At 46.9% G+C, this 18,490-nt stretch carries 17 protein-coding genes; 5 read left to right on the forward strand and 12 right to left on the reverse strand.

Translation table 11 applies throughout. The annotated features are described in order from the left end of the window. Nucleotides 1–54 precede the first annotated feature (54 nt). The 6 genes from ACN6NF_RS23600 to ACN6NF_RS23625 form a co-directional block, all read right to left on the reverse strand. A complete protein-coding gene (locus ACN6NF_RS23600; RefSeq protein WP_474319893.1) occupies nucleotides 55–2,043 on the reverse strand; it encodes a methyl-accepting chemotaxis protein in 1,989 nt (662 codons plus the stop codon). Nucleotides 2,044–2,201: 158 nt separating this feature from the next. Continuing rightward, a complete protein-coding gene (locus tag ACN6NF_RS23605) occupies nucleotides 2,202–2,609 on the reverse strand; it encodes a DoxX family protein (RefSeq protein ID WP_474319895.1) in 408 nt (135 codons plus the stop codon). 119 nt (nucleotides 2,610–2,728) lie between these two features. Then, complete coding sequence (locus ACN6NF_RS23610) at nucleotides 2,729–3,589, reverse strand: M56 family metallopeptidase (protein ID WP_474319897.1); 861 nt, start codon at nucleotides 3,587–3,589, stop codon at nucleotides 2,729–2,731. 3 nt (nucleotides 3,590–3,592) lie between these two features. Continuing rightward, on the reverse strand, nucleotides 3,593–4,006 hold the full coding sequence (locus tag ACN6NF_RS23615) for a BlaI/MecI/CopY family transcriptional regulator (RefSeq protein ID WP_016324858.1): 414 nt from the start codon (nucleotides 4,004–4,006) through the stop codon (nucleotides 3,593–3,595). A 142-nt stretch (nucleotides 4,007–4,148) separates the two neighbouring features. Then, on the reverse strand, nucleotides 4,149–4,988 hold the full coding sequence (locus ACN6NF_RS23620; protein WP_474319899.1) for a winged helix-turn-helix domain-containing protein: 840 nt from the start codon (nucleotides 4,986–4,988) through the stop codon (nucleotides 4,149–4,151). Next, nucleotides 4,964–5,359: a Fur family transcriptional regulator gene (locus tag ACN6NF_RS23625; RefSeq protein ID WP_013373543.1), complete on the reverse strand. Its 396-nt coding sequence runs from the start codon at nucleotides 5,357–5,359 to the stop codon at nucleotides 4,964–4,966. Before ACN6NF_RS23625 ends, ACN6NF_RS23620 begins: the two co-directional genes overlap by 25 nt. A gap of 188 nt (nucleotides 5,360–5,547) precedes the next feature. On the opposite strand from ACN6NF_RS23625, the gene ACN6NF_RS23630 reads away from it, so the two are divergent. Further along, nucleotides 5,548–5,865: a YczF family membrane protein gene (locus ACN6NF_RS23630; RefSeq protein WP_474320292.1), complete on the forward strand. Its 318-nt coding sequence runs from the start codon at nucleotides 5,548–5,550 to the stop codon at nucleotides 5,863–5,865. Here the strand turns inward: ACN6NF_RS23630 and ACN6NF_RS23635 are convergent. From ACN6NF_RS23635 to ACN6NF_RS23650, 4 genes are read right to left on the reverse strand one after another with little or no spacing between them, the layout of a single operon-like run. Continuing rightward, entirely contained in the window at nucleotides 5,776–6,090 is a 315-nt protein-coding gene (locus tag ACN6NF_RS23635) for a hypothetical protein (protein ID WP_474320317.1), read from the reverse strand. The genes ACN6NF_RS23630 and ACN6NF_RS23635 overlap by 90 nt on opposite strands. Next, nucleotides 6,080–7,192, reverse strand: a complete 1,113-nt coding sequence (locus ACN6NF_RS23640) for a GerAB/ArcD/ProY family transporter (protein ID WP_474319901.1) — start codon at nucleotides 7,190–7,192, stop codon at nucleotides 6,080–6,082. Before ACN6NF_RS23640 ends, ACN6NF_RS23635 begins: the two co-directional genes overlap by 11 nt. Before the next feature lie 27 nt (nucleotides 7,193–7,219). After that, nucleotides 7,220–8,395: a Ger(x)C family spore germination protein gene (locus ACN6NF_RS23645; RefSeq protein WP_474319903.1), complete on the reverse strand. Its 1,176-nt coding sequence runs from the start codon at nucleotides 8,393–8,395 to the stop codon at nucleotides 7,220–7,222. A gap of 43 nt (nucleotides 8,396–8,438) precedes the next feature. Beyond that, nucleotides 8,439–10,073, reverse strand: coding sequence for a spore germination protein (locus ACN6NF_RS23650; protein WP_474319904.1), 1,635 nt, complete (start codon nucleotides 10,071–10,073; stop codon nucleotides 8,439–8,441). 224 nt (nucleotides 10,074–10,297) lie between these two features. Between ACN6NF_RS23650 and ACN6NF_RS23655 the strand changes: the two genes are divergently transcribed. Further along, entirely contained in the window at nucleotides 10,298–11,389 is a 1,092-nt protein-coding gene (locus ACN6NF_RS23655) for a diguanylate cyclase (protein ID WP_474319905.1), read from the forward strand. A gap of 87 nt (nucleotides 11,390–11,476) precedes the next feature. Here ACN6NF_RS23655 and ACN6NF_RS23660 read toward each other — a convergent pair whose 3' ends face one another. Together ACN6NF_RS23660 and ACN6NF_RS23665 are read right to left on the reverse strand one after the other, a co-directional pair. Then, nucleotides 11,477–11,974: an Rrf2 family transcriptional regulator gene (locus ACN6NF_RS23660; RefSeq protein WP_474319906.1), complete on the reverse strand. Its 498-nt coding sequence runs from the start codon at nucleotides 11,972–11,974 to the stop codon at nucleotides 11,477–11,479. 66 nt (nucleotides 11,975–12,040) lie between these two features. After that, nucleotides 12,041–14,962 carry a glycoside hydrolase family 3 C-terminal domain-containing protein gene (locus tag ACN6NF_RS23665; protein WP_474319908.1) on the reverse strand — a complete coding sequence of 974 codons (2,922 nt, stop codon included), beginning with the start codon at nucleotides 14,960–14,962 and terminating at the stop codon, nucleotides 12,041–12,043. A 234-nt stretch (nucleotides 14,963–15,196) separates the two neighbouring features. On the opposite strand from ACN6NF_RS23665, the gene ACN6NF_RS23670 reads away from it, so the two are divergent. From ACN6NF_RS23670 to nrdG, 3 genes are all read left to right on the forward strand, one after another. Further along, complete coding sequence (locus tag ACN6NF_RS23670) at nucleotides 15,197–15,667, forward strand: AbrB/MazE/SpoVT family DNA-binding domain-containing protein (RefSeq protein ID WP_017428580.1); 471 nt, start codon at nucleotides 15,197–15,199, stop codon at nucleotides 15,665–15,667. 292 nt (nucleotides 15,668–15,959) lie between these two features. After that, on the forward strand, nucleotides 15,960–17,909 hold the full coding sequence (locus ACN6NF_RS23675) for an anaerobic ribonucleoside triphosphate reductase (RefSeq protein ID WP_474319910.1): 1,950 nt from the start codon (nucleotides 15,960–15,962) through the stop codon (nucleotides 17,907–17,909). Continuing rightward, the gene (gene nrdG, locus ACN6NF_RS23680; protein WP_016822771.1) at nucleotides 17,906–18,403 is read left to right on the forward strand and encodes an anaerobic ribonucleoside-triphosphate reductase activating protein; all 498 of its coding nucleotides are present in this window, start codon (nucleotides 17,906–17,908) and stop codon (nucleotides 18,401–18,403) included. Before ACN6NF_RS23675 ends, nrdG begins: the two co-directional genes overlap by 4 nt. Nucleotides 18,404–18,490: the final 87 nt, after the last annotated feature.

Below are 18,490 nucleotides of genomic sequence, written 5' to 3' on the forward strand. Positions count from 1 at the left end.
AAAAGCGCCTGGATACGGAATATAATCTCCGTTATCCAGGCGCTTTTTATTATTTCAGGATTTTTCTTCAATTTTGAAACGTCCAACCAGTTCGCGTAGCTCTTCTGCCATTTGGCTCAGGTCTGCTGTGGATGAAGCAATTTCCTCGATGGAAGCAAGCTGTTGCTCAGCCGCCGCGGAAATCGACTCCGTGTTGCTCGCTGCCTCGTCCGAAATGTGGGAAATATCGCTCATAATATCCACGACACTTACAGTCCCCTGTGCCATGTCCTGAGTCACTCCGGTAATGTCATGGATATGCTCCATCGCGCGTTCCACGGCCTGGCTGATTTCTGCAAAGGAATGCTCGGACGTGGTTACCGAATTAATACCTTCCGTTACCCGTGTCCGCGCTTGTTGCATCGCGCCCAAAGCATGGTTCATATCCATCTGCATCGCTTCAATGCGCTCCGAGATCAAGGTAGCCGATTTGGCAGATTCTTCAGCCAGCTTACGCACCTCCGTAGCAACCACGGCAAATCCTTTGCCATTATCCCCAGCGCGTGCGGCCTCAATGGATGCATTCAATGCCAGTAGATTGGTCTGTTTGGCAATACCGGATATAACACTGATAATATTCACAATTTCACCGGAGCGCTCATTCAAGGAGTCCATAGCCTGTCCGAGATCATGAACGGTCTCGTCGATGTCATGCATCTTCTGTACAGCTTGCGTAGCAGCCTTGCTGCCCTCCTGAGCCGACTCGGCGTTCATCTTCACATGTTCAGATACACCTACCATACGCTCGGATACGTTCGCTGCTTGCTGAGCCAGCCCCTCCATACTTACAGAACCATGCTTGACGCTTTGTAACTGACGTTCGCTACCTACAGCCACTTCCTGAATAGCAATAGTAACATGCTCAATAGCTTGGGTCGTCTGATCTGCACCCGCAGCCAGCTCCTCCGCTGAAGAACTTACCCGATCTGTCGTTTCGCGTACGCTTCGAATCATTGTGCGCAAACTATCCACCATGGTTTGAAAGTGAGCAGACAGTTCGCCCACCTCATCTGTTTTTCCAGTTTCCAGATCGCCCGTCAAATCTCCTTCGCTGATTCGTTCTGCTGATTTTTGCAGCTTACGAATCGGTACCAGAACAGAACGGGTAATTAGGAAAATCGCGATAAGCGCAATTACCAACGAGGCAGCCAGCACGAAAATAGTTACATAACGCATGGCAGCGGTGGCATCGTTAATCTCGGATTGATAGAAGGTACCTGCAATTTTCCAGCCGGTATCCTCATTCGTTACATAGGTCAAATATTTTTCGCGACCTTCATGCATATATTTAAAATTCCCGCTCGGCGCAGTGTACAACCTATCAAGCGAATTCTCCTGAGGAGATGAACCCGCTTTAGCCGTAGGATGGACCACGAATTTCTTCGTATGATCCAAAATGATGATATACCCCTCTTGGCCCACTTTGATGGAGGCCAGTTTACGTACACTTTCCAGATTCAGAGAGATCCCGATCACTCCAGACTGGTCGGAAAGTGTCTGAGATACGATAACTACAGGAATACCTGATGAGTTGATGATAACGGGGGTGATCGCTACCTTGCCCGGTTGCTTCATCGCTTCGATGTACCACGGTCGTTTGCGAGGATCAAATGTCCCTTCGTCCTTTTTGGGCACCCCCCGGATCATGAGTCCCTTCGGTGTTCCCACAAAAATATCCTTCGCATCTTCGTGTAAGCCTATGTATTGGATCAGCTTGGGCTGAATCAAGGGACTGTTTGGCCCGTCAATCATCGAACCGTCGAGGCGTTCCGCCAAATACTTCACATCTTCAATTTTACTGGCGATTGCATATTCAATCACGGAGTTAGCCGTCGTTACCCCCTGATTTGCACTGCTGTAAAGCTGTTTTTCCATAGCATTATATGATGATTCATAGGTTGCAATGGAAATACTTAAACTTGGAATCAGCAAAACAAGTAAAAATCCTAAAATTAACTTGTTCCTGAGTGTCCATATTGTCTTTCTTTTTCGCGTTGTTGCCATGTATCTTTCTTCCCCTTTGCTCAAAAAGCGATATTATTTCATTACATTTCATGTAAGTTATATCGGCAGAAAGTAGCAAATCATTTACAAAGAATTTTCACAAAGGAGCAAAACAAAAACCGCATCCTATGAGACTAAGGATGCGGTAATATGAACATTTAGACCTGTACGTTACTATTTTCAGCCTTTTTACGGCCAAACAACTGATCCACCGCCAGAAAGCGTCCACCGACAAGGGCTTGCTGAAGACTGGTGAACAAAATCAGGAGATCAAATTCAATCGAGCCAAAAGGCTGTCCTTTTTTTGCAGTCAGCAATACACCGATCATTACGATGGTCAATGCTAATCCAGCCAGCCGGGTTCCGATACCCAGAACCAGTGCAATCCCTCCAACCAACTCAACCGTAGCGACTACAGGGGCCATCCAGCCAGGGAGTCCGAGACTCTGGAAGAAGCCGGAGGTTCCGTCTAGTCCCTGAAACTTTTGTGCACCGTGAACGATAAAAATAACTCCTGTAAAAATTCGTACCAATAACAATCCAATATTTGCAAGCGTTTGATTCATAAGCTCATCTCCTTTAATTTGTATACGGATTAGATAATTAACACTACAAAATGTAGTGTTATACATATCAAGAATCGGCAGCGCACAAGGCGCCACCTTCTATGATACATCTTGCCCAACTAGATTAACGCCAGTGTAAACATAAGCGTTAGCATGACGAGTACATAGCCTGAAAACATAATCGAACGCCACGGCATCTGAATGGTCGGCTTTTGTTGAGGGTCTAGAATGCGTGAGATACGATAATTAATGGACGTTTCTGCAAAAGAGGAACAAGCGGCGGAGTTTACCAGACGGGCATTAGCGGGTGACACACTCAGAAGCTTGAGCAATGCGCTCCCAATCCCAACCGGTGAACCGGCTCGATGAATCGCTTCGTTGTCCGCCAAGATTTCACGGGCCGTCTTGTAATGGTTGGTAATATGACGTAGCACCGGCAAGTAAAACAGCTGTGTAGCGCACATTTTCAGGAACCAGGTCTTCAATGGATCATAATGCTTCATATGATAGGCTTCATGGTATATAACCGCTTCTTCCTCATGCTTGTCCAGCATGGACAACAGTGCAGAGGACAATACAATGCGCGGCTTCCATAATCCCATGGTGAAGGCAGCAGGCTTGGCATAATCAATGACCCAAATTCGATCGGTCCCGAGTTCACGATATCGCTCACCCAGTGCTTCGGTCAGCGGCTGGTCGCGCATTCGGTGCAGTCTGCGGAAAGCCGCTCTGGTAGCCATGCACTGTCTTACTGCTTCTCCTCCGGCGATGCCGAAGGTTACAAAAACCAGCCCGCTGAGCGCATCCACCATGTAGCCGATTCCGTAGTGCTGCAACAAACTTCTGCAAATTTGAAACACGTTAAAATTCAATTTCCAGCCGAAAACATGCTGCCCGGCGTACATCCCCATCTGCATAAGGGCAAAACCCGAAATCAAGGCGCCTGCTGTAAACAGTAATTTAGAACGTGTTTTCCACATCGTCTACATATCCTTTTTCCATTGTTTAATTTTTTGTTCCAAACGTTCGATCAAAATCGGGTCAGCTACTTCCAGAGCATCAATCATATGGTTAACAGCAAGCGGACCAAATTCATCCACCAGTTCGTGACTCAGCTCTTTGGATTGCTCATCCATAAACTCTTCTCTGCTCAAAACAGGACGGTATAAGGACGTTCTGCCGCGTATGCTTTTGCTTAAAATCCCCTTTTCCACTAAACGGTTCATCACGGTCATTACCGTATTGAAGTTAAAGTCACGATCCCCCTCCAATGCGGTCTGCACTTCTTTGATACTCCGATCCGAAGTGGACCATAAAATATCCATGATTTTGGCTTCCAGAGGCCCGAAGAATCGGTTAAGTCCGGTTTCGCCAGCTTTAAAATTCAGTCGTTTCATAAGAAGCACCTCACACTACCGATTGTAGTGTATATATCCCGATAAAGTCAACTGTCACACCTAATGTCAGCTTAGGCTCCATATACAAACCGCCGAATGGTCTCCATCCGGCGGTAATTCATCGATAGTCATAACCTTCTGTTTAATCTGCCAATCTGTATCCTACACCTCTTACGGTAGCAATATATTCAGGCTCCGCAGGTCGATCGTCCAGCTTCTTGCGTAAACTTTTGACATGCACATCCACAACGTTGCTGCCGCCGACAAAATCAGTTTCCCAAATATCATGCATCATTTGCTCGCGTGAGATCACTTTTCCTTGAGAATCTATCAGCTTCAACAGCAAATCGTATTCTGTTTTGGTCAGATTCAATGGATTCTCTTCCTTATATACCAACATTTTATCACGGTCAATCCAGATGTCCTTAAACACCGTACGACGGCTGGTTGGCGCCGCCTGACGGGAAATCACCGGATGACGTACAATCATCCGTTCGATATCATGCACCATTTGGTTGGATGCCAGCGGCCATATCAGTACCTCTTCCGAAGGAAGCAGCTCATGTGCACGTACAGACATCCGATCCTGGACCACATACATGACTGGTGTGTCTTTCATATGTTCATGCTCAAGATCATTGCGGATATTCAGCAATTCACGCCGTGGATCAGTGGCGGTCAAATCGTAAATCAAGAGGTCGCTCCCCAAATGACGCTGCACTTCAGGCTCCCAGCGATGGAAGACCATCACGTCAAAACACGCATCTGACAACGTACGTACCACACCGTGGACTACACCCGGTACGGAACTGATCAGAATGATGCGACGTGTGGTCGGACAATACAAAGGCTCATTAGAAGGAACGGTCTGCACCGCAGGTGTGGACGGGGCAGGCAACATCGATGTCCAACTGCCCTTCACACGTCTAGGCATGTCAGCCACTTTAATACGATTCGTTACTTGATTCGTTTGCTTTGACATTCCTTACACACTCCTCCGAATACGACATGGGCATGGGCAATCGTATATCCCGTTTCATGCGCAACCGTATCAATCCAATCGTGTGGGACTTCACTCATCACTTCATCTACTCGACCGCATACCTGACAAATAATATGCTGATGATCGTCCATCCGACCATCATAACGACTAGCCGCTTCTCCTAGTTTCAGCTCACGGATTAATTCCTTATCCGTTAAATAACGTAATGAATTATAGACCGTTCCATAGGCCAGATTATATCCGCGCTCCATAAGCCGATTCATAACATCGGCAGCAGTAGGATGATCGTGAGCCTCACGGACCACATCATATACCGCTTGGCGCTGCGAAGTTAAATTTAAAGTTCTCATACCGCATCTCCCTTAACCAACGCAGATTATATTTATTACAAACTTATAATCACAATAAAAATTAATTTAGAATAAGTATAAATCTTAATTTATTTCAAGTCAATGAGATCGGATAAATTGTGCCGCTTTGCAACACAATGTATACATGGAGTACATGCTTGGCTTATTTACAATTGGAGGGATATTTTATGAAGACAGTATGGATATTCACGCTCTTTATGCTGCTAATGCTGGGAACAATTATATCGATAAAATGGCTTTTCGGTGCGCGTCATCCTTGGGAGCCTATTTCATTGGTTTTTCGCACGATGCGACCATCGGAATATGTCGTTCTGGCAGGAATGCTTATCGTGTTCTTTATATATGTGGGAAAAAAGCCAATAGGAAACGCATTTCGCTTCCTTTTCTCACAATGGTCACGTTTCCTCAAAGTTTCTACTACTTCCTCTGCTTCTTCGCAAGAGAGCCAGCAGAAAGAACAAACAAGGGATAACGTAAACAAATAATGAATGAAAGAACAAGGCCACTTTAAAAAAGTCACCGATGACAATGGACATCAGTACAATAACATCTTCACGCTGCACATATTCCGAAAGCTGCACATTCGCAAATCCCCAGCACAGGTTTAAAACCCTTACGATCGCATTTCCCAGAATAAAATGGAACATCACAATGAGCATTTGACCGATACCAATATTTTTTTGTCGGCAAGACGATGACTTACGAGACATTCCCCTTTCCCTTTTTAATCCAGGTCTTTCTCAGCCACGACACGATTAGCAACAAGATAGGAAAAAATACGGCAAATATCGGAAACACCCATTTCAGCACTAACTCGCCTGTTTGAAGGTGATCTTGATAGCCCAGTGCCATCAATACACAAGAGACTAACATAATCAGCCCAAACGGCAGGATCAGTTTATGGTAGGATATTCTCAATACATCTTCTGCGGCTTTAACTGCGGCATAATAGAAGATGAAAATTTTAAAAAAATCAAAAATAATAACGCTCATAACTCCGATGACATCGACTCTGTCGATAAAATCAGATATTTCGACCTTGCTGATCATCGAGAGTAGCGGGTAAGTCGCCCGTTTGAACACATCCTCTCCCAGTGCCAGCACATTGGACAAGGTAACCATAGACAGGAGAAACCCTCCGAACAATATAGCAGAGACTCCTACCCCGTTGGCACGATAATTCTTTTTTAATGTGGGGAGAATCATCGCAAACGTAACCATCTCGCCGTACGGTAGCATCACGGCTTGCGAATAAACAACTTGCCATATCGGCTGCCAGCCATGCTCGGCTATAGGCAATATATTGCCCATATCTATAATGCCTGCCAACAAAATTAATATATTCGTAGCCAAGCCCAGCAGCAGTAGCAAAATCAACATGATGATGGCCGTCCGGCCTGCAACCTCAATTCCCAAATACATCACATACATGACAAGTCCAATCATTAAGGCACAAATAACTGTCAACGGCGTATGCTGAAGTGTCCGGTCGGCAATCAGGATTCCCGTGTCCCGAAGATCCCGTGCCCCGCCGTAAAGAAAAAACACGATATACAAAAATGCAAGCGTACTCCCTGCTTTCTTGCCCAAAAGGGTTCTGCAGTACTGTGTCATGAGCAAGTTGGGAAAGCGTCGGTGAAGGCTGCCATAGCATACAAAAAGCATTGCTCCCAGAACCGTGGAAATGAGGATGGCGATCCATGCATCCTTGCCCGCATTCCTTCCAGGAATAGACATCATGGATGTGCCCATCTCAAACAACACCATAAGAGAGATCATCTCTTCTGCACCTATCTGTACCTTTTTTTTCATAGCCTTCCCTCCTCGTTCTATTTTTCACTAGTCTGGTTCCCCCTTGGAATATGGGTTAGTACGCGACTGAGTGTGTTTCAGTATAGAAGTCACTTGAATACGAACGGTACTTTCCGCAAAATAACGACTCCAATCGGGAGAGAGCTTCTTCCATTGTTGGGGATGGCTCCTCTCCAGCGCGAGGCCAAAGCCTATTACATCGCTGCGGGTACGCTGGATGTCCCTGACTGTTGAAGCGATCACTTTTTTCGTCTCCTCTGACCATTGCTCCTGCAGTCTTTTCATCGCCTCCGGACTTTGTAAGTTAATCGAGCACTCGGCCTCCTGTATTGCCCCGGTCTGTTTTAGGTTAATCACAAAAATAGGCTCTCCTTGCTCCATCCGAGTGTGTATATTGGTTGCAGAAAACAAGGTTTCGATGCCAACGGTTTCCTTATTCTTCCCGCAGCTCAGTGTTGTTTGGGCACTTTTCACCTTGTTGTTGATCATAGACAGTCCAATGGCCCGGTCATCGTCCAACCAGCGGACAAGCCGATCCTTTTTGAAGACCCCCATTCCGTTAATATGAACAATGGCTTTCGGTACAATATTGTCCACATTGCTCTTGCTTGGGGCCTGCTCCAAATTCCCATTGACCCCTATGCCCGTCAGCACAGGACCGCCACCCTTATGAGACAGGCTGCGAATGACATCGTCGATAGTCACCGCGTAATCCCCGGCATACAAACGCTCCGATGTTTCCAGCTTTCCTGAAATATCATTCGCGGGAATACGGCCGATCGCGGTCATGATTGCCAGTACATCCTTCCCAGTATTGCCACGTGCCACCAGCATTTTCACTGGCAGTCGGATTTCTGTAGACCTTTCCAGAAAATCCATCGTATCGCCGATTCCAGCCCGTGCCAGCTTTTCACCAATAACAACCAGTTTTGTATGCGCCATAGAAATGACCCGCGGAACCCTTTGTGAAGCTCTGCGGAGCGCTTGAAACAGATTTTTTCCCTTTTCCCGATACAAAACGACAGGAGTATCTCCTCTCGCTTTGGCTCCGGCGATTTCATCTGCCACGATCACCTGCAGGGAAACCTCATAGTCCGACTCCCCATCTGAATCAATACTTATAGCCGCTACTACTGCTCTTTGGTTCAACTCCACAGAATCCCAGCAACCGGATAACAATGGAGCGAACAGTAGCAAGACCAAACACAGCCTCCCTATTCTCCTCTTAAAAGTTACTGCGCTTTGTTCATTCCTCTTCCCCTGATACACCCTGATTGCCCCCCTCCTGCATCGGTGTAGTTTTATCAGATGAGGAGATACCGCTTCCATCCTTCATTCGTTTCTGGTTTTTAGATGTAATGCTTTCAGGACGTTTCCTCATCATCCAGAACGGGAGTCGCAATACGGCATCCTTTTGACTCTCCAGCACAAAAGGACTGAAAGGCGCCATGTAGGGCACCCCGAAGGAACTCAGACTGTTCATATGAGCAATCAGCGCAATCAGCCCCAATGTAACGCCGTATAGCCCCATGAACGCAGACAGTATCATGAAAATAAATCGGCACAATCTCCCAGCCACCGCCATGTTGTAGGCTGGGATTGCAAAACTGGCTATCCCCGTCAGGGCTACTACAATCGTAAGCAGCGGGGTAACAATTCCGGCTTCCACCGCCGCTTGACCCAATACAAGCGCTCCTATAACGGATACCGTTTGTCCACCCGCACGCGGCATTCGAATACCGGCCTCACGCAAAATTTCAAAGGTGATTTCCAAAATAAACGCCTCTAAAAATGCCGGAAACGGAACGGATTCCCGCTGAGCCAATATGCTGATCAGCAATGGAGTCGGTATCATTTCATAATGATATGTTGTTAAAGCAATGTAGAGAGAAGGCCCTAGAATAAGAATAATGAAGCTGATATATCTAATGAGCCGAACAACAGTCGCCATATCGTAACGCTCTTCATAATCCGAAGAGTTCTGGAAAAATTGAGCAAACACTGTGGGCATCACCAATACAAACGGATTTCCGTCTATAATGAGCGCCACTCGGCCCTCCATAATATTGCTGCTGATGGTATCAGGTCTTTCCGTGTTAAAGATCGTTGGGAAGGGTGTGAAATGATTTTCTTGTATCATCTCCTCAACCATGCCGGACTCAAATATAGCGTCAATATTGATGCTTTCTATCCGTTTACGAACCTCCTCTACGACACGTGGATTCGCAATATTCTTCATGTATAGCATAGCCACATTCGTGAGAGACGTGCTTCCCACTTGAAACATTTCCAGTGTAAGATCAGAGCTTTTAATCCGTCGCCGAACCAGTGAAATATTCGTGAACAGAGATTCCACAAATCCATCTTTTGGTCCTCTGACGACTGTCTGGGTTGTTGGCTCGCTGACCGCGCGTGTCTCTCCCCCACGTGTACCGCACGCAATGGTTTTTTCGCAACCTTCCAATAAGATGATTGTGTCCCCCATTAACAATTGCTTCATCATGGAATTCCAATCATCACAGTCCTTCACTTCTCCAAGTGCAAGCGCGTGACTCTTTATTCTTGTGTACAGCGCCTCTGCGCTCTCCACCTCCATAGCTACCTCAGCAGATGGGCGGCTAAGCATGGATTTCATGATGAGTTCATTCACCGTATCCGTTTTAGCCATACTATCTAGAAACACAATAGCGGCGGGGACATCCGCCCTAAGGCCCACTTTAAAGCGGCGAATCAGAAAGTCTGGACTCTCTGACGTCAACTCCTTAATTTGCTGCAAGTTGGTTTCCAAACAAGTCTCAATTTTTAAATAATGCGGAGAATTTCCGTTATTCTTGTCCGCACCCGAATTTCTTTTATGTTTGCGATAGGGATAGCGAATCATGAGCAAACCTCATCTCCAAAATGGCAGCAGTAAACACTACCTATTTCCTAATTAATGTATCTTTGGAGTATGCTCAATCTATTCCCAGTTATGCACCAAGCACGTGATCGAAACGTTTTAAGCCAACCCAGCGTAATAAATTTCAATAAATTTTTAATTTTTAAGCCTAATGTCAGTTCTTTTTGATAAAATGAAGGAATATGCCTCTCGGGAGGGTTAACATCTTGTTTAGTACGTTTTTTGTAAATACCTGTATCCTTGTCACCTTTTTGTACATAACCGGTCTTGTTTCACAAAGGTATAAAATCCGTCTACACACCTTAACGCATAAGGTACATTGGATTGGTGGCGCTCTTTTTGGGTGCTATGGCATTGTTATCATGTACTACTCCATTCCAGTAGGATTTAATACCATCGCTGATCTTCGACATCTGGCTATCGTAGCTACCGCAACTTATATCGGCGCCCCAGCTGCGCTTATGGCAACGCTTTTTATATGTTTAGGGAGACTATTGCTGTTTGGTATCAACACTCAAGCCATCGTAGGCGCCATTTTTATGCTGCTCGCTGGTCTGGGGTGTGCTGTACTGTCACATTTGTCCTGGTCGCGTTTACCCAAGCTGATTATGATGAATGTTTTTGCTTTGGGCATTATATTCTGTCCCCTTATGATTAATTTGAAAAATCTCGATGATGTTCTGCACGTGTATCCGCTCCAATTCTTCATTTCCATGGTCGGCGGATGTCTTCTGTACCTCATTGCTGAATCTATCAACACATCCAATGAGCTGTTACTTCGACTGGAGCATACCTCCTACACAGACCATCTCACTAATTTAAGCAATAGAAGACAGCTTGAGTTCTCATTGGAAGAGCAGCTCCCTCAAGCTCGTCAACGTCATGAGCACTTATCTGTACTGGTGTTGGATATTGATCACTTCAAGGAAGTCAATGACACCTATGGGCATGCGGCAGGAGATGCAGTGCTGCGCCAGCTTGGGCAGATTTTAATGGAAAAGTGCCGTACTAATGATGTAGTCACCCGCAGCGGGGGAGAAGAATTCACCGTACTCTTGCCGAATTGTGCTTTTCGGCAAGCACTACGCATAGCTAATTTGATTCTTAGCGGAGTAAATCAGTACGAGTTTGTTTTAGCCGACGGACTTATTCTTAAAGTCACCGTGTCCATCGGCGTGACCACCTTCCCTGGTACAGGAGAAGATATATCCGGAGCAGCCCTGCTGGAACAGGCGGACAAAGCATTATATGAAGCTAAAAAAGCAGGACGTAACCGTGTTTGCTCATATGAAATATAATTTGAGGCATGACCTTTACACAGAAATAGCCGATACAACCCTCTCTTGAGAATCGTATCGGCTATTATCCTTTTAAATGAAAAGATGTTAATCCCTTGGGGAAGGTGACTTGGTATCCTTATCTTCAGTATGATTGCAATTCCCCACCACAAGGGATGTACGCTTGGCGAGCGAAGCAAGCGTATGAGATTCCCATACTTCCAGCATACGACGTTCACTCTCAGCTAAAATCTCAGATACGGCGATCGCCAACTCCCCGCAAAAAGGGTTCGTCTCCGGTTCATGCATCATCCCCGGGAAAATGGGATCACATATTTCAATGGCGTGGTATATATCAGCAAGTGTAATATGATCCGCCGAACGGGTAAGCACATAACCTCCCTCGCGCCCTTCACGTGCTGCAATCAAATCTGCCTGCACAAGCCGTGTCAGCACTCTGCGCACCAAAGTGACTTCGCAATCAATGGAGCGGGCAATAGAGCCGCTGGCACAAAGCTCCCCGTGTTTTTCCAAATAGACAAGCGCCTTTACCGCAATTCCAAGCCATTTGGGCGTTGCGGTGCGTAGTCTTTTTTCACTATTCAAATGAGATGACACCCCTAAGCTGTAGAAACTTCGTTGAATGCATTGTACGTGATGTCAGATGTAAGTTCAAGCCTGAAAGCCGGAACTCTCTGGTTCTCTAGCACCCAAAGTAAAATGACCTAGCCGTACTTCCCCACTAAGTGACAGATAAACATCCCGGATGCCGGAGGCTGATTGGACCCCTTCGGAGAGCGTCACCCATGCTTGTGCCCCTCCTGTATTACCCACATTGATGCGTGCCACAGCTTGGCTGTCCGGCGTATCCCAATGCAGCTCGATTGCTGCATCACTGCTGTTGCCCGACACGCGGCACTGAAGCACGGTCACACTCACCGTATTCATGTCTACACCATGAAAAGCGATCCAGCCGGCACGTTGCGGTGAACGGGGACGTACACAAGCCTCCTTTTGCTCCTTGCTTTCATCCAGCAGAATGTCGAAGCAATCATCAAAATTTTCCGCTCGGATGCTTGTTCCGGCTTGCCGTGGTGGAATAACTTCGCCTCGAACGTACACAGGATGCTCCAATCGAATATCCGCTGAGGAGGCACCTGCCAGCAGTGTATATTCACCCGATTCAACGCAATAGCAATCCCGTGTGACATCCCAAATCGCCCAATCCTTCACCCGAACCGTAAAAGAGACCGTTCGCGTCTCACCTGGCTCCAAGCGAATGCGTTGAAATCCGCACAATGTCTTCAACGGGCGCTTTACGCGCGAGGCTTCAGAGCGTACATATAGTTGTACAACCTCTTCACCAGCAGCTGCCCCTCGATTCGTCACATCTACCCACACCTGGATAGTATCTGCGGCGTCAAGTGCAACCATAGATTTAACGTTATCCTTATGGGCGTCTGTATGCAGATCACTATATTCAAATGGCGAATACGTTAACCCGTGTCCAAATGGATATAACGGTTCACCTTCAAAATATTGATAGGTACGACCGCCACGAATAATATCATAATCCCTGATATCGCCCAATTGATCCTCATTCTGAACCCAGGTCATGTTCAGTCGCCCTGCGGGTGCGTAATCTCCAAACAATACATCCGCTATGGCTGTACCATGCTCTTGTCCCGCATGAGACGTATATACGATCGCTGGAATATGCTCTTGAAGCCAAGGAATCGCAAATGGATAGCTGCCTGTCAGAACCACAATCGTATTCGGATTGACGCGATATATTTCCTCGATAAGTCGTTGCTGGGAAGCAGCCAGTTCCAGGCCTGGGCGATCATTCTCTTCCTTTCCGTTAATAAGCGGGTGATTTCCAACGAATACAATCGCTGTATCTGCCGCTTGCGCAGCGGCTATCGCCTCCGCCAAGCCATCCGATACCGTCTCAATACGGAAAGTCGTACGGTCGGAGTCTGTGACGTTAGATGCAGGAGTTGCGGATTCCATCACCTTTAAGGAGCCTTCCGTTCCTGCGGTCACTGGCTTACCATTCCACGTGGTCCACAGATGCTCTCCTTGTTCTACAGGAGTCAGTCCAAAGACCTCTTTAACATACCAGCCATACGCTTCAGCAGCTGTCACACGAAGCGTCTCCTCATCGCTCGTCACATAGGTACCCAGATGTTCATCATGCAGCGTCACGCTGCCATAGCCCCAATCTGTCATGGTCAATACCGTGGGCTCTCCATCCTGGGACAGGCGCATATCGCCAGAAGAATTAACTATGAGCTTCGCGCCATCAGTCGATGCTGTCAAGGTCACACGATCTTTGGCATCGGAGTACACGACACGTTCCTCCGAGCTCCCGCTTTCCAGCTTGGCACGAATCGCCTCCAGCGGTGTAACCCGGTAAGGCAGCGTACCGGAATACCAGTCGCGGAACACCTCATTGCCATGCAAACCAATGACCGCTACTTTGCCACACTGGGCAGGGTTCAATGGCAAAAGTTCCTGCTCATTTTTGAGCAGTACGATCTGCTCCCTCGCCGCACGCAACGACAATGCACGGGCTTGCTCTGTCATTAAAGCCTCCTCCCCGATGGAGGCATATGGATTGTCTGCCGCCGGATCAAATTCTCCCAAACGGAAACGAACGCGAAACGTATGGAACAATGCCCGATCTAAGTCCTCTTCTTGTAGCGTGCCCTGCTCCAAGGCTTCTCGAATCGCCTGCTTGGAGAGCTCTGCATCATCGGTAATGCTGTCAATTCCAGCGCGAATAGATTCAGCTACGCCCGGCGTATGGGAATCGTAATATTGATGGTCGTTTACAATCCCCATCACATCACCCGCATCACTTACGACAAAGCCATTCATTCCCCATTCGCCTCTGACAATATCATTAACACCATGGTATAACGTAGCAGGCGTTCCGTTGATCAGATTGTAAGAAGTCATCATCGACTGGGCTCCGCCTTCCGTAAAAGGCTTCTCGAAGGCTCTTAGATAATATTCTCGCAGGTTTCGTGGGTCTATGCTGGAGGAGCCAACACCCCGGTCCACTTCATTATTGTTACCGAGAAAATGTTTTAACGTCGCAACCGCTTTCAAATATACCGGATGATCACCCTGTATCCCTTTGACCAACTCCTTCGACAATTCTCCCGTCAAATACGGGTCTTCGCCGTAGGCCTCCTCATTCCTTCCCCATCTTGGGTCACGCTCCATATCCACTGTAGGCGCCCACAGGGTCAGACCGTTCAATTTCGGGTCACGACGATAGTAGACACGCGCCTCATCTGCGATAACAGAGCCGATCTGACGCAATAACTCCGTATCCCAAGTACAGGCCAAACCTACAGGCTGAGGAAATGAAGTGGCCTCTCCCAACCAGGCTATCCCGTGTGCTGCTTCCGTACCGTGCTTGTAAGCTGCAACTCCCAAACGGTCAATGGCCGGCTGGTATTGCAGCATAGATTCGATCTTTTCCTCTAAGGTTAGTCGCGACACGAGATCCCTTACACGCTCATCTAGTTGAATCTTCGGATCTTGAAATAAATATTCGATACCCGTTGTTTCATGACTCAAATCCGTCATCCCCTTAGCTTCATTAAGATGATAAAAAGTTCTTTCACGAAAGCGTTTTAATATATCATAGCGGAAAAAGGAGCACACCGGCAACAATACCGAAATCATCCTTAATTGGATGAAAGACAAACCGCGGCATACGAGAAAAAAAGTTACAATTTCTTTTTCTTATATAAAGCTAAAAATGATATTTTTTGGTATAATCAGGATATATCATTGAAGGAGGAAGCGCTGATGAAAAATACCGGAATGACACGGCCTCTGGATCAGCTGGGGCGAATTGTACTCCCTAAGGAAATGCGCACCACTATGGATATCAATATCGGTGATTCGCTTGAATTCTTCGTAGATGAAGAAGGATTTGTATTAAGGAAATACACGGGTGTCTCCTGCAAATTTTGTGGCGCAGTGGATCATTTAACTTATTTTCGGGACAGCTTTATTTGCGCTGATTGCATCCAGTTATTAAAGAACGATGAACATGTACATGCCACAAGCAATGATGCCATCCAGGCTCAAGAACATACCAAATCGAACCAAGCCAACACTACCTGGCAGCCCAAGCATTCCAGAGTGCAACAAGGTGAAATGGTAAAAAAGCTCCGCAAGCTGATTCAGGAACATCCGAACCTGCCACAAAAAGTGTATGCAGAAATGCTCGATATTTCCCAAGGCCGTGTGTCCCAACTGAAAAAGCTGCTCTAAACCTTCTAAAAATTTATTTCCCAATATCATATACGATGTACTCGAAAACCTACTTATTTCACTGTAACTGCAATGGCCAGGTGTAGAGTAAGGTACATATCTGTGGATGTGTCCCTTATTCTATACCTGGCCTTTTTGTGCTTCCCGCCTCTATCAATGTGACAATAGTCACATACTCTCAATGTCTACGTATATACAATATATAGATCGAAACAATTGGTTATCGCTAGATATCATCAATATGTTGTTTTTGTGAAAAATATATATTTTTTACTATATGGAGGGTTTTACGATGAAGGTGCTGGAGGAACATCAATTATACGACATTGGTGAGCGAGTCATTGGGGCACAAGATCTGGACATGCTGCGGGAGAATGCAAATTTAAATGGAGAATCGTTCAGCGGTAAAATGAGCAAGCTTGGCTCGGAATATGCCAAATGGTATGCGCGCCTGCGTGTACTTCCGCCTGAATTGACAGACGCGATTGACCGTGGATATGTATATGTTCACGATTTGGACCAATATGCGCTCGGAACTACAAATTGTATCTTTATCCCATTTGGTCGTTTGCTACAAGACGGTTTCAATACAGGCAATGGCTCTGTACGCACACCGCAAACAATTATGTCTGCTATGGCACTGGTCGCCATCATATTCCAGTCTCAACAAAATAGCCAATTTGGTGGTGTCTCTGCCAATAAAATAGATTGGGATCTAGCTCCATACGTTGCTCGTTCCTTCCGCAAGCACCTGCGCAAAGGACTCCGGTTGTTCGAGGAAGAAATAGACTCCAGCTGGTCTGATGACGAACTGCATTTAGCCAATACTCAATTGCAAGAAGTCTGCCCTCGTTCATACTCATTCGCACGCGAAGAGACAGAGACAGAAACCCGGCAGGCCGCCGAGTCGCTCATTCATAACCTGAACACGATGAGCAGTCGGGCAGGGGGGCAAATTCCATTCACTTCACTGAATTACGGGATGTGTACGTCTGCTGAAGGCCGGCTTGTTTCGCAATCGTTGCTGGAAGCCACGATTCGTGGACTGGGCAGCGGGGAAACTCCTATTTTCCCACAACATATTTTCCAATGTAAAAAAGGAGTCAACCAGGCAGAAGGCGATGTCAACTACGATTTGTTCTTAAAAGCGGTAGAATGCTCTAGTAAGCGGATGTATCCCAACTTTGTGAATGTGGATGCTACCTTCAATCTGCCTTATTACCGCGCAGATGACCCGGATACCATCATTGCCACGATGGGCTGCCGTACCCGTACCATTTCTGACCGTTTTGGCAGAAACCGCCAGAGCGGCAAGGGTAATCTCTCATTTAATACAATTAATCTGGTACGGCTCGGGATTGAATATGGTATTTGCACAGGCAAGCGTCTGACACCTGACCGTGATCGCTTTGATGCGAGACTGGAAGAGGTTATGCGAATTGCAGTGGACGGTCTAATCCATCGCTATCATATCCAGACCAGCCAACCTGCCAAAGCCTCGGACTTTATGATGCGCGAAGGGGTATGGGAAGGCGGAAAAGAACTGGCACCTGATGAGAAGGTGGGAAGCGTCCTAAAGCATGGTACGCTTTCGGTCGGATTTATCGGGCTGGCTGAGTGCATGAAAGCATTATACGGAAAACACCACGGAGAGGATGATTTTGTATACCGTGAAGCACAACGAATTATCACCTCTATGCGTGTGTATTGTGATCGAATGAGTGAACTCCACAATCTAAATATTACATTGTTCGCGACACCTGCCGAAGGTCTGTCTGGCAAGTTCACATTGCTGGATCAACGTGACTTCGGGATTATTCCTGAAGTAAATGACCGGGAATATTACACGAATTCCTTTCATATTCCGGTGTATTACAAGCTCCCGGCTGCTCGTAAAATCAGCTTGGAGGCTCCGTTCCATAATCTATGTAATGCTGGTGCAATTTCATACATCGAGCTGGACGGTAATGCGCGGAATAACCCGGATGCGTTTCTTAAAATTGTTCAGTACGCGCTGCATCAGAACATCGGCTACTTCTCCATCAACCATCCGGTGGATCGTTGTACGGAATGCGGCTATGAAGGGATTATCGGGACAAGCTGTCCTCAATGCGGCACGGATGAGGAACACACGCACTTTCAGCGTTTACGTCGGGTAACCGGATATCTGACAGGTGATTATACCGTTCGTTTTAATGCTGCCAAGCAAGCCGAAGTTCGCGATCGGGTAAAGCATAAGTGAATTTGTGCGGCTATATTCCGGAATCTCTGAATGAAGGATACGGCCTGCGCACCGTCGTATTCATTAGCGGTTGTCGCCATGCCTGTCCCGGCTGCTTTAATCCAGCTTCGTGGAACTTTCGCGCAGGGGAGCCATTCACGCCCGAGCGTCAACAGGAGGTCATCCGTGATATCATGGATAATCCGCTGTTGGACGGATTGACTCTCTGCGGGGGAGACCCTTTTTTCTCAGCAGCAGAATGCTCGCAATTCGTACGTGACTTCCGCGCGGCTTGTCCCGACCGAACCGTCTGGGCCTACACAGGCTTTGTCTACGAAGATCTGCTCATGGATCAGGAGCGACAGGAGCTGGCGCTATTGTGTGACGTGATTGTGGATGGCCGTTTTGTTGAACAGCAAAAGGATCTGACCCTCCCCTTTCGGGGCAGCCGTAATCAGCGCCTGGTAGATGTGAAAGCCAGTACTCAAGCAGGTTACACCGTTTCATTGGCTTAAAGGCGATGTTCTACTTAGCAAGATGCTATTCCAAAGACAAGTCCCCCACGATGGGTTGGGCTTGTCTTTTTTTGCATATAACTAACA

The sequence above is a fragment of the Paenibacillus sp. TSM33 genome (genome assembly GCF_056099025.1).

Coding starts and splice junctions, on each gene's coding strand:
- ACN6NF_RS23640 (WP_474319901.1), bottom strand. CDS start 7,192: ATGAAAAAAAAGGTACAGATAGGTGCAGAAGAGATGATCTCTCTTATG.
- ACN6NF_RS23670 (WP_017428580.1), top strand. CDS start 15,197: ATGAAAAATACCGGAATGACACGGCCTCTGGATCAGCTGGGGCGAATT.
- ACN6NF_RS23600 (WP_474319893.1), bottom strand. CDS start 2,043: ATGGCAACAACGCGAAAAAGAAAGACAATATGGACACTCAGGAACAAG.
- ACN6NF_RS23675 (WP_474319910.1), top strand. CDS start 15,960: ATGAAGGTGCTGGAGGAACATCAATTATACGACATTGGTGAGCGAGTC.
- ACN6NF_RS23625 (WP_013373543.1), bottom strand. CDS start 5,359: ATGAGAACTTTAAATTTAACTTCGCAGCGCCAAGCGGTATATGATGTG.
- ACN6NF_RS23610 (WP_474319897.1), bottom strand. CDS start 3,589: ATGTGGAAAACACGTTCTAAATTACTGTTTACAGCAGGCGCCTTGATT.
- ACN6NF_RS23650 (WP_474319904.1), bottom strand. CDS start 10,073: ATGATTCGCTATCCCTATCGCAAACATAAAAGAAATTCGGGTGCGGAC.
- ACN6NF_RS23630 (WP_474320292.1), top strand. CDS start 5,548: ATGAAGACAGTATGGATATTCACGCTCTTTATGCTGCTAATGCTGGGA.
- ACN6NF_RS23620 (WP_474319899.1), bottom strand. CDS start 4,988: ATGTCAAAGCAAACGAATCAAGTAACGAATCGTATTAAAGTGGCTGAC.
- ACN6NF_RS23635 (WP_474320317.1), bottom strand. CDS start 6,090: ATGTCTCGTAAGTCATCGTCTTGCCGACAAAAAAATATTGGTATCGGT.
- ACN6NF_RS23615 (WP_016324858.1), bottom strand. CDS start 4,006: ATGAAACGACTGAATTTTAAAGCTGGCGAAACCGGACTTAACCGATTC.
- ACN6NF_RS23605 (WP_474319895.1), bottom strand. CDS start 2,609: ATGAATCAAACGCTTGCAAATATTGGATTGTTATTGGTACGAATTTTT.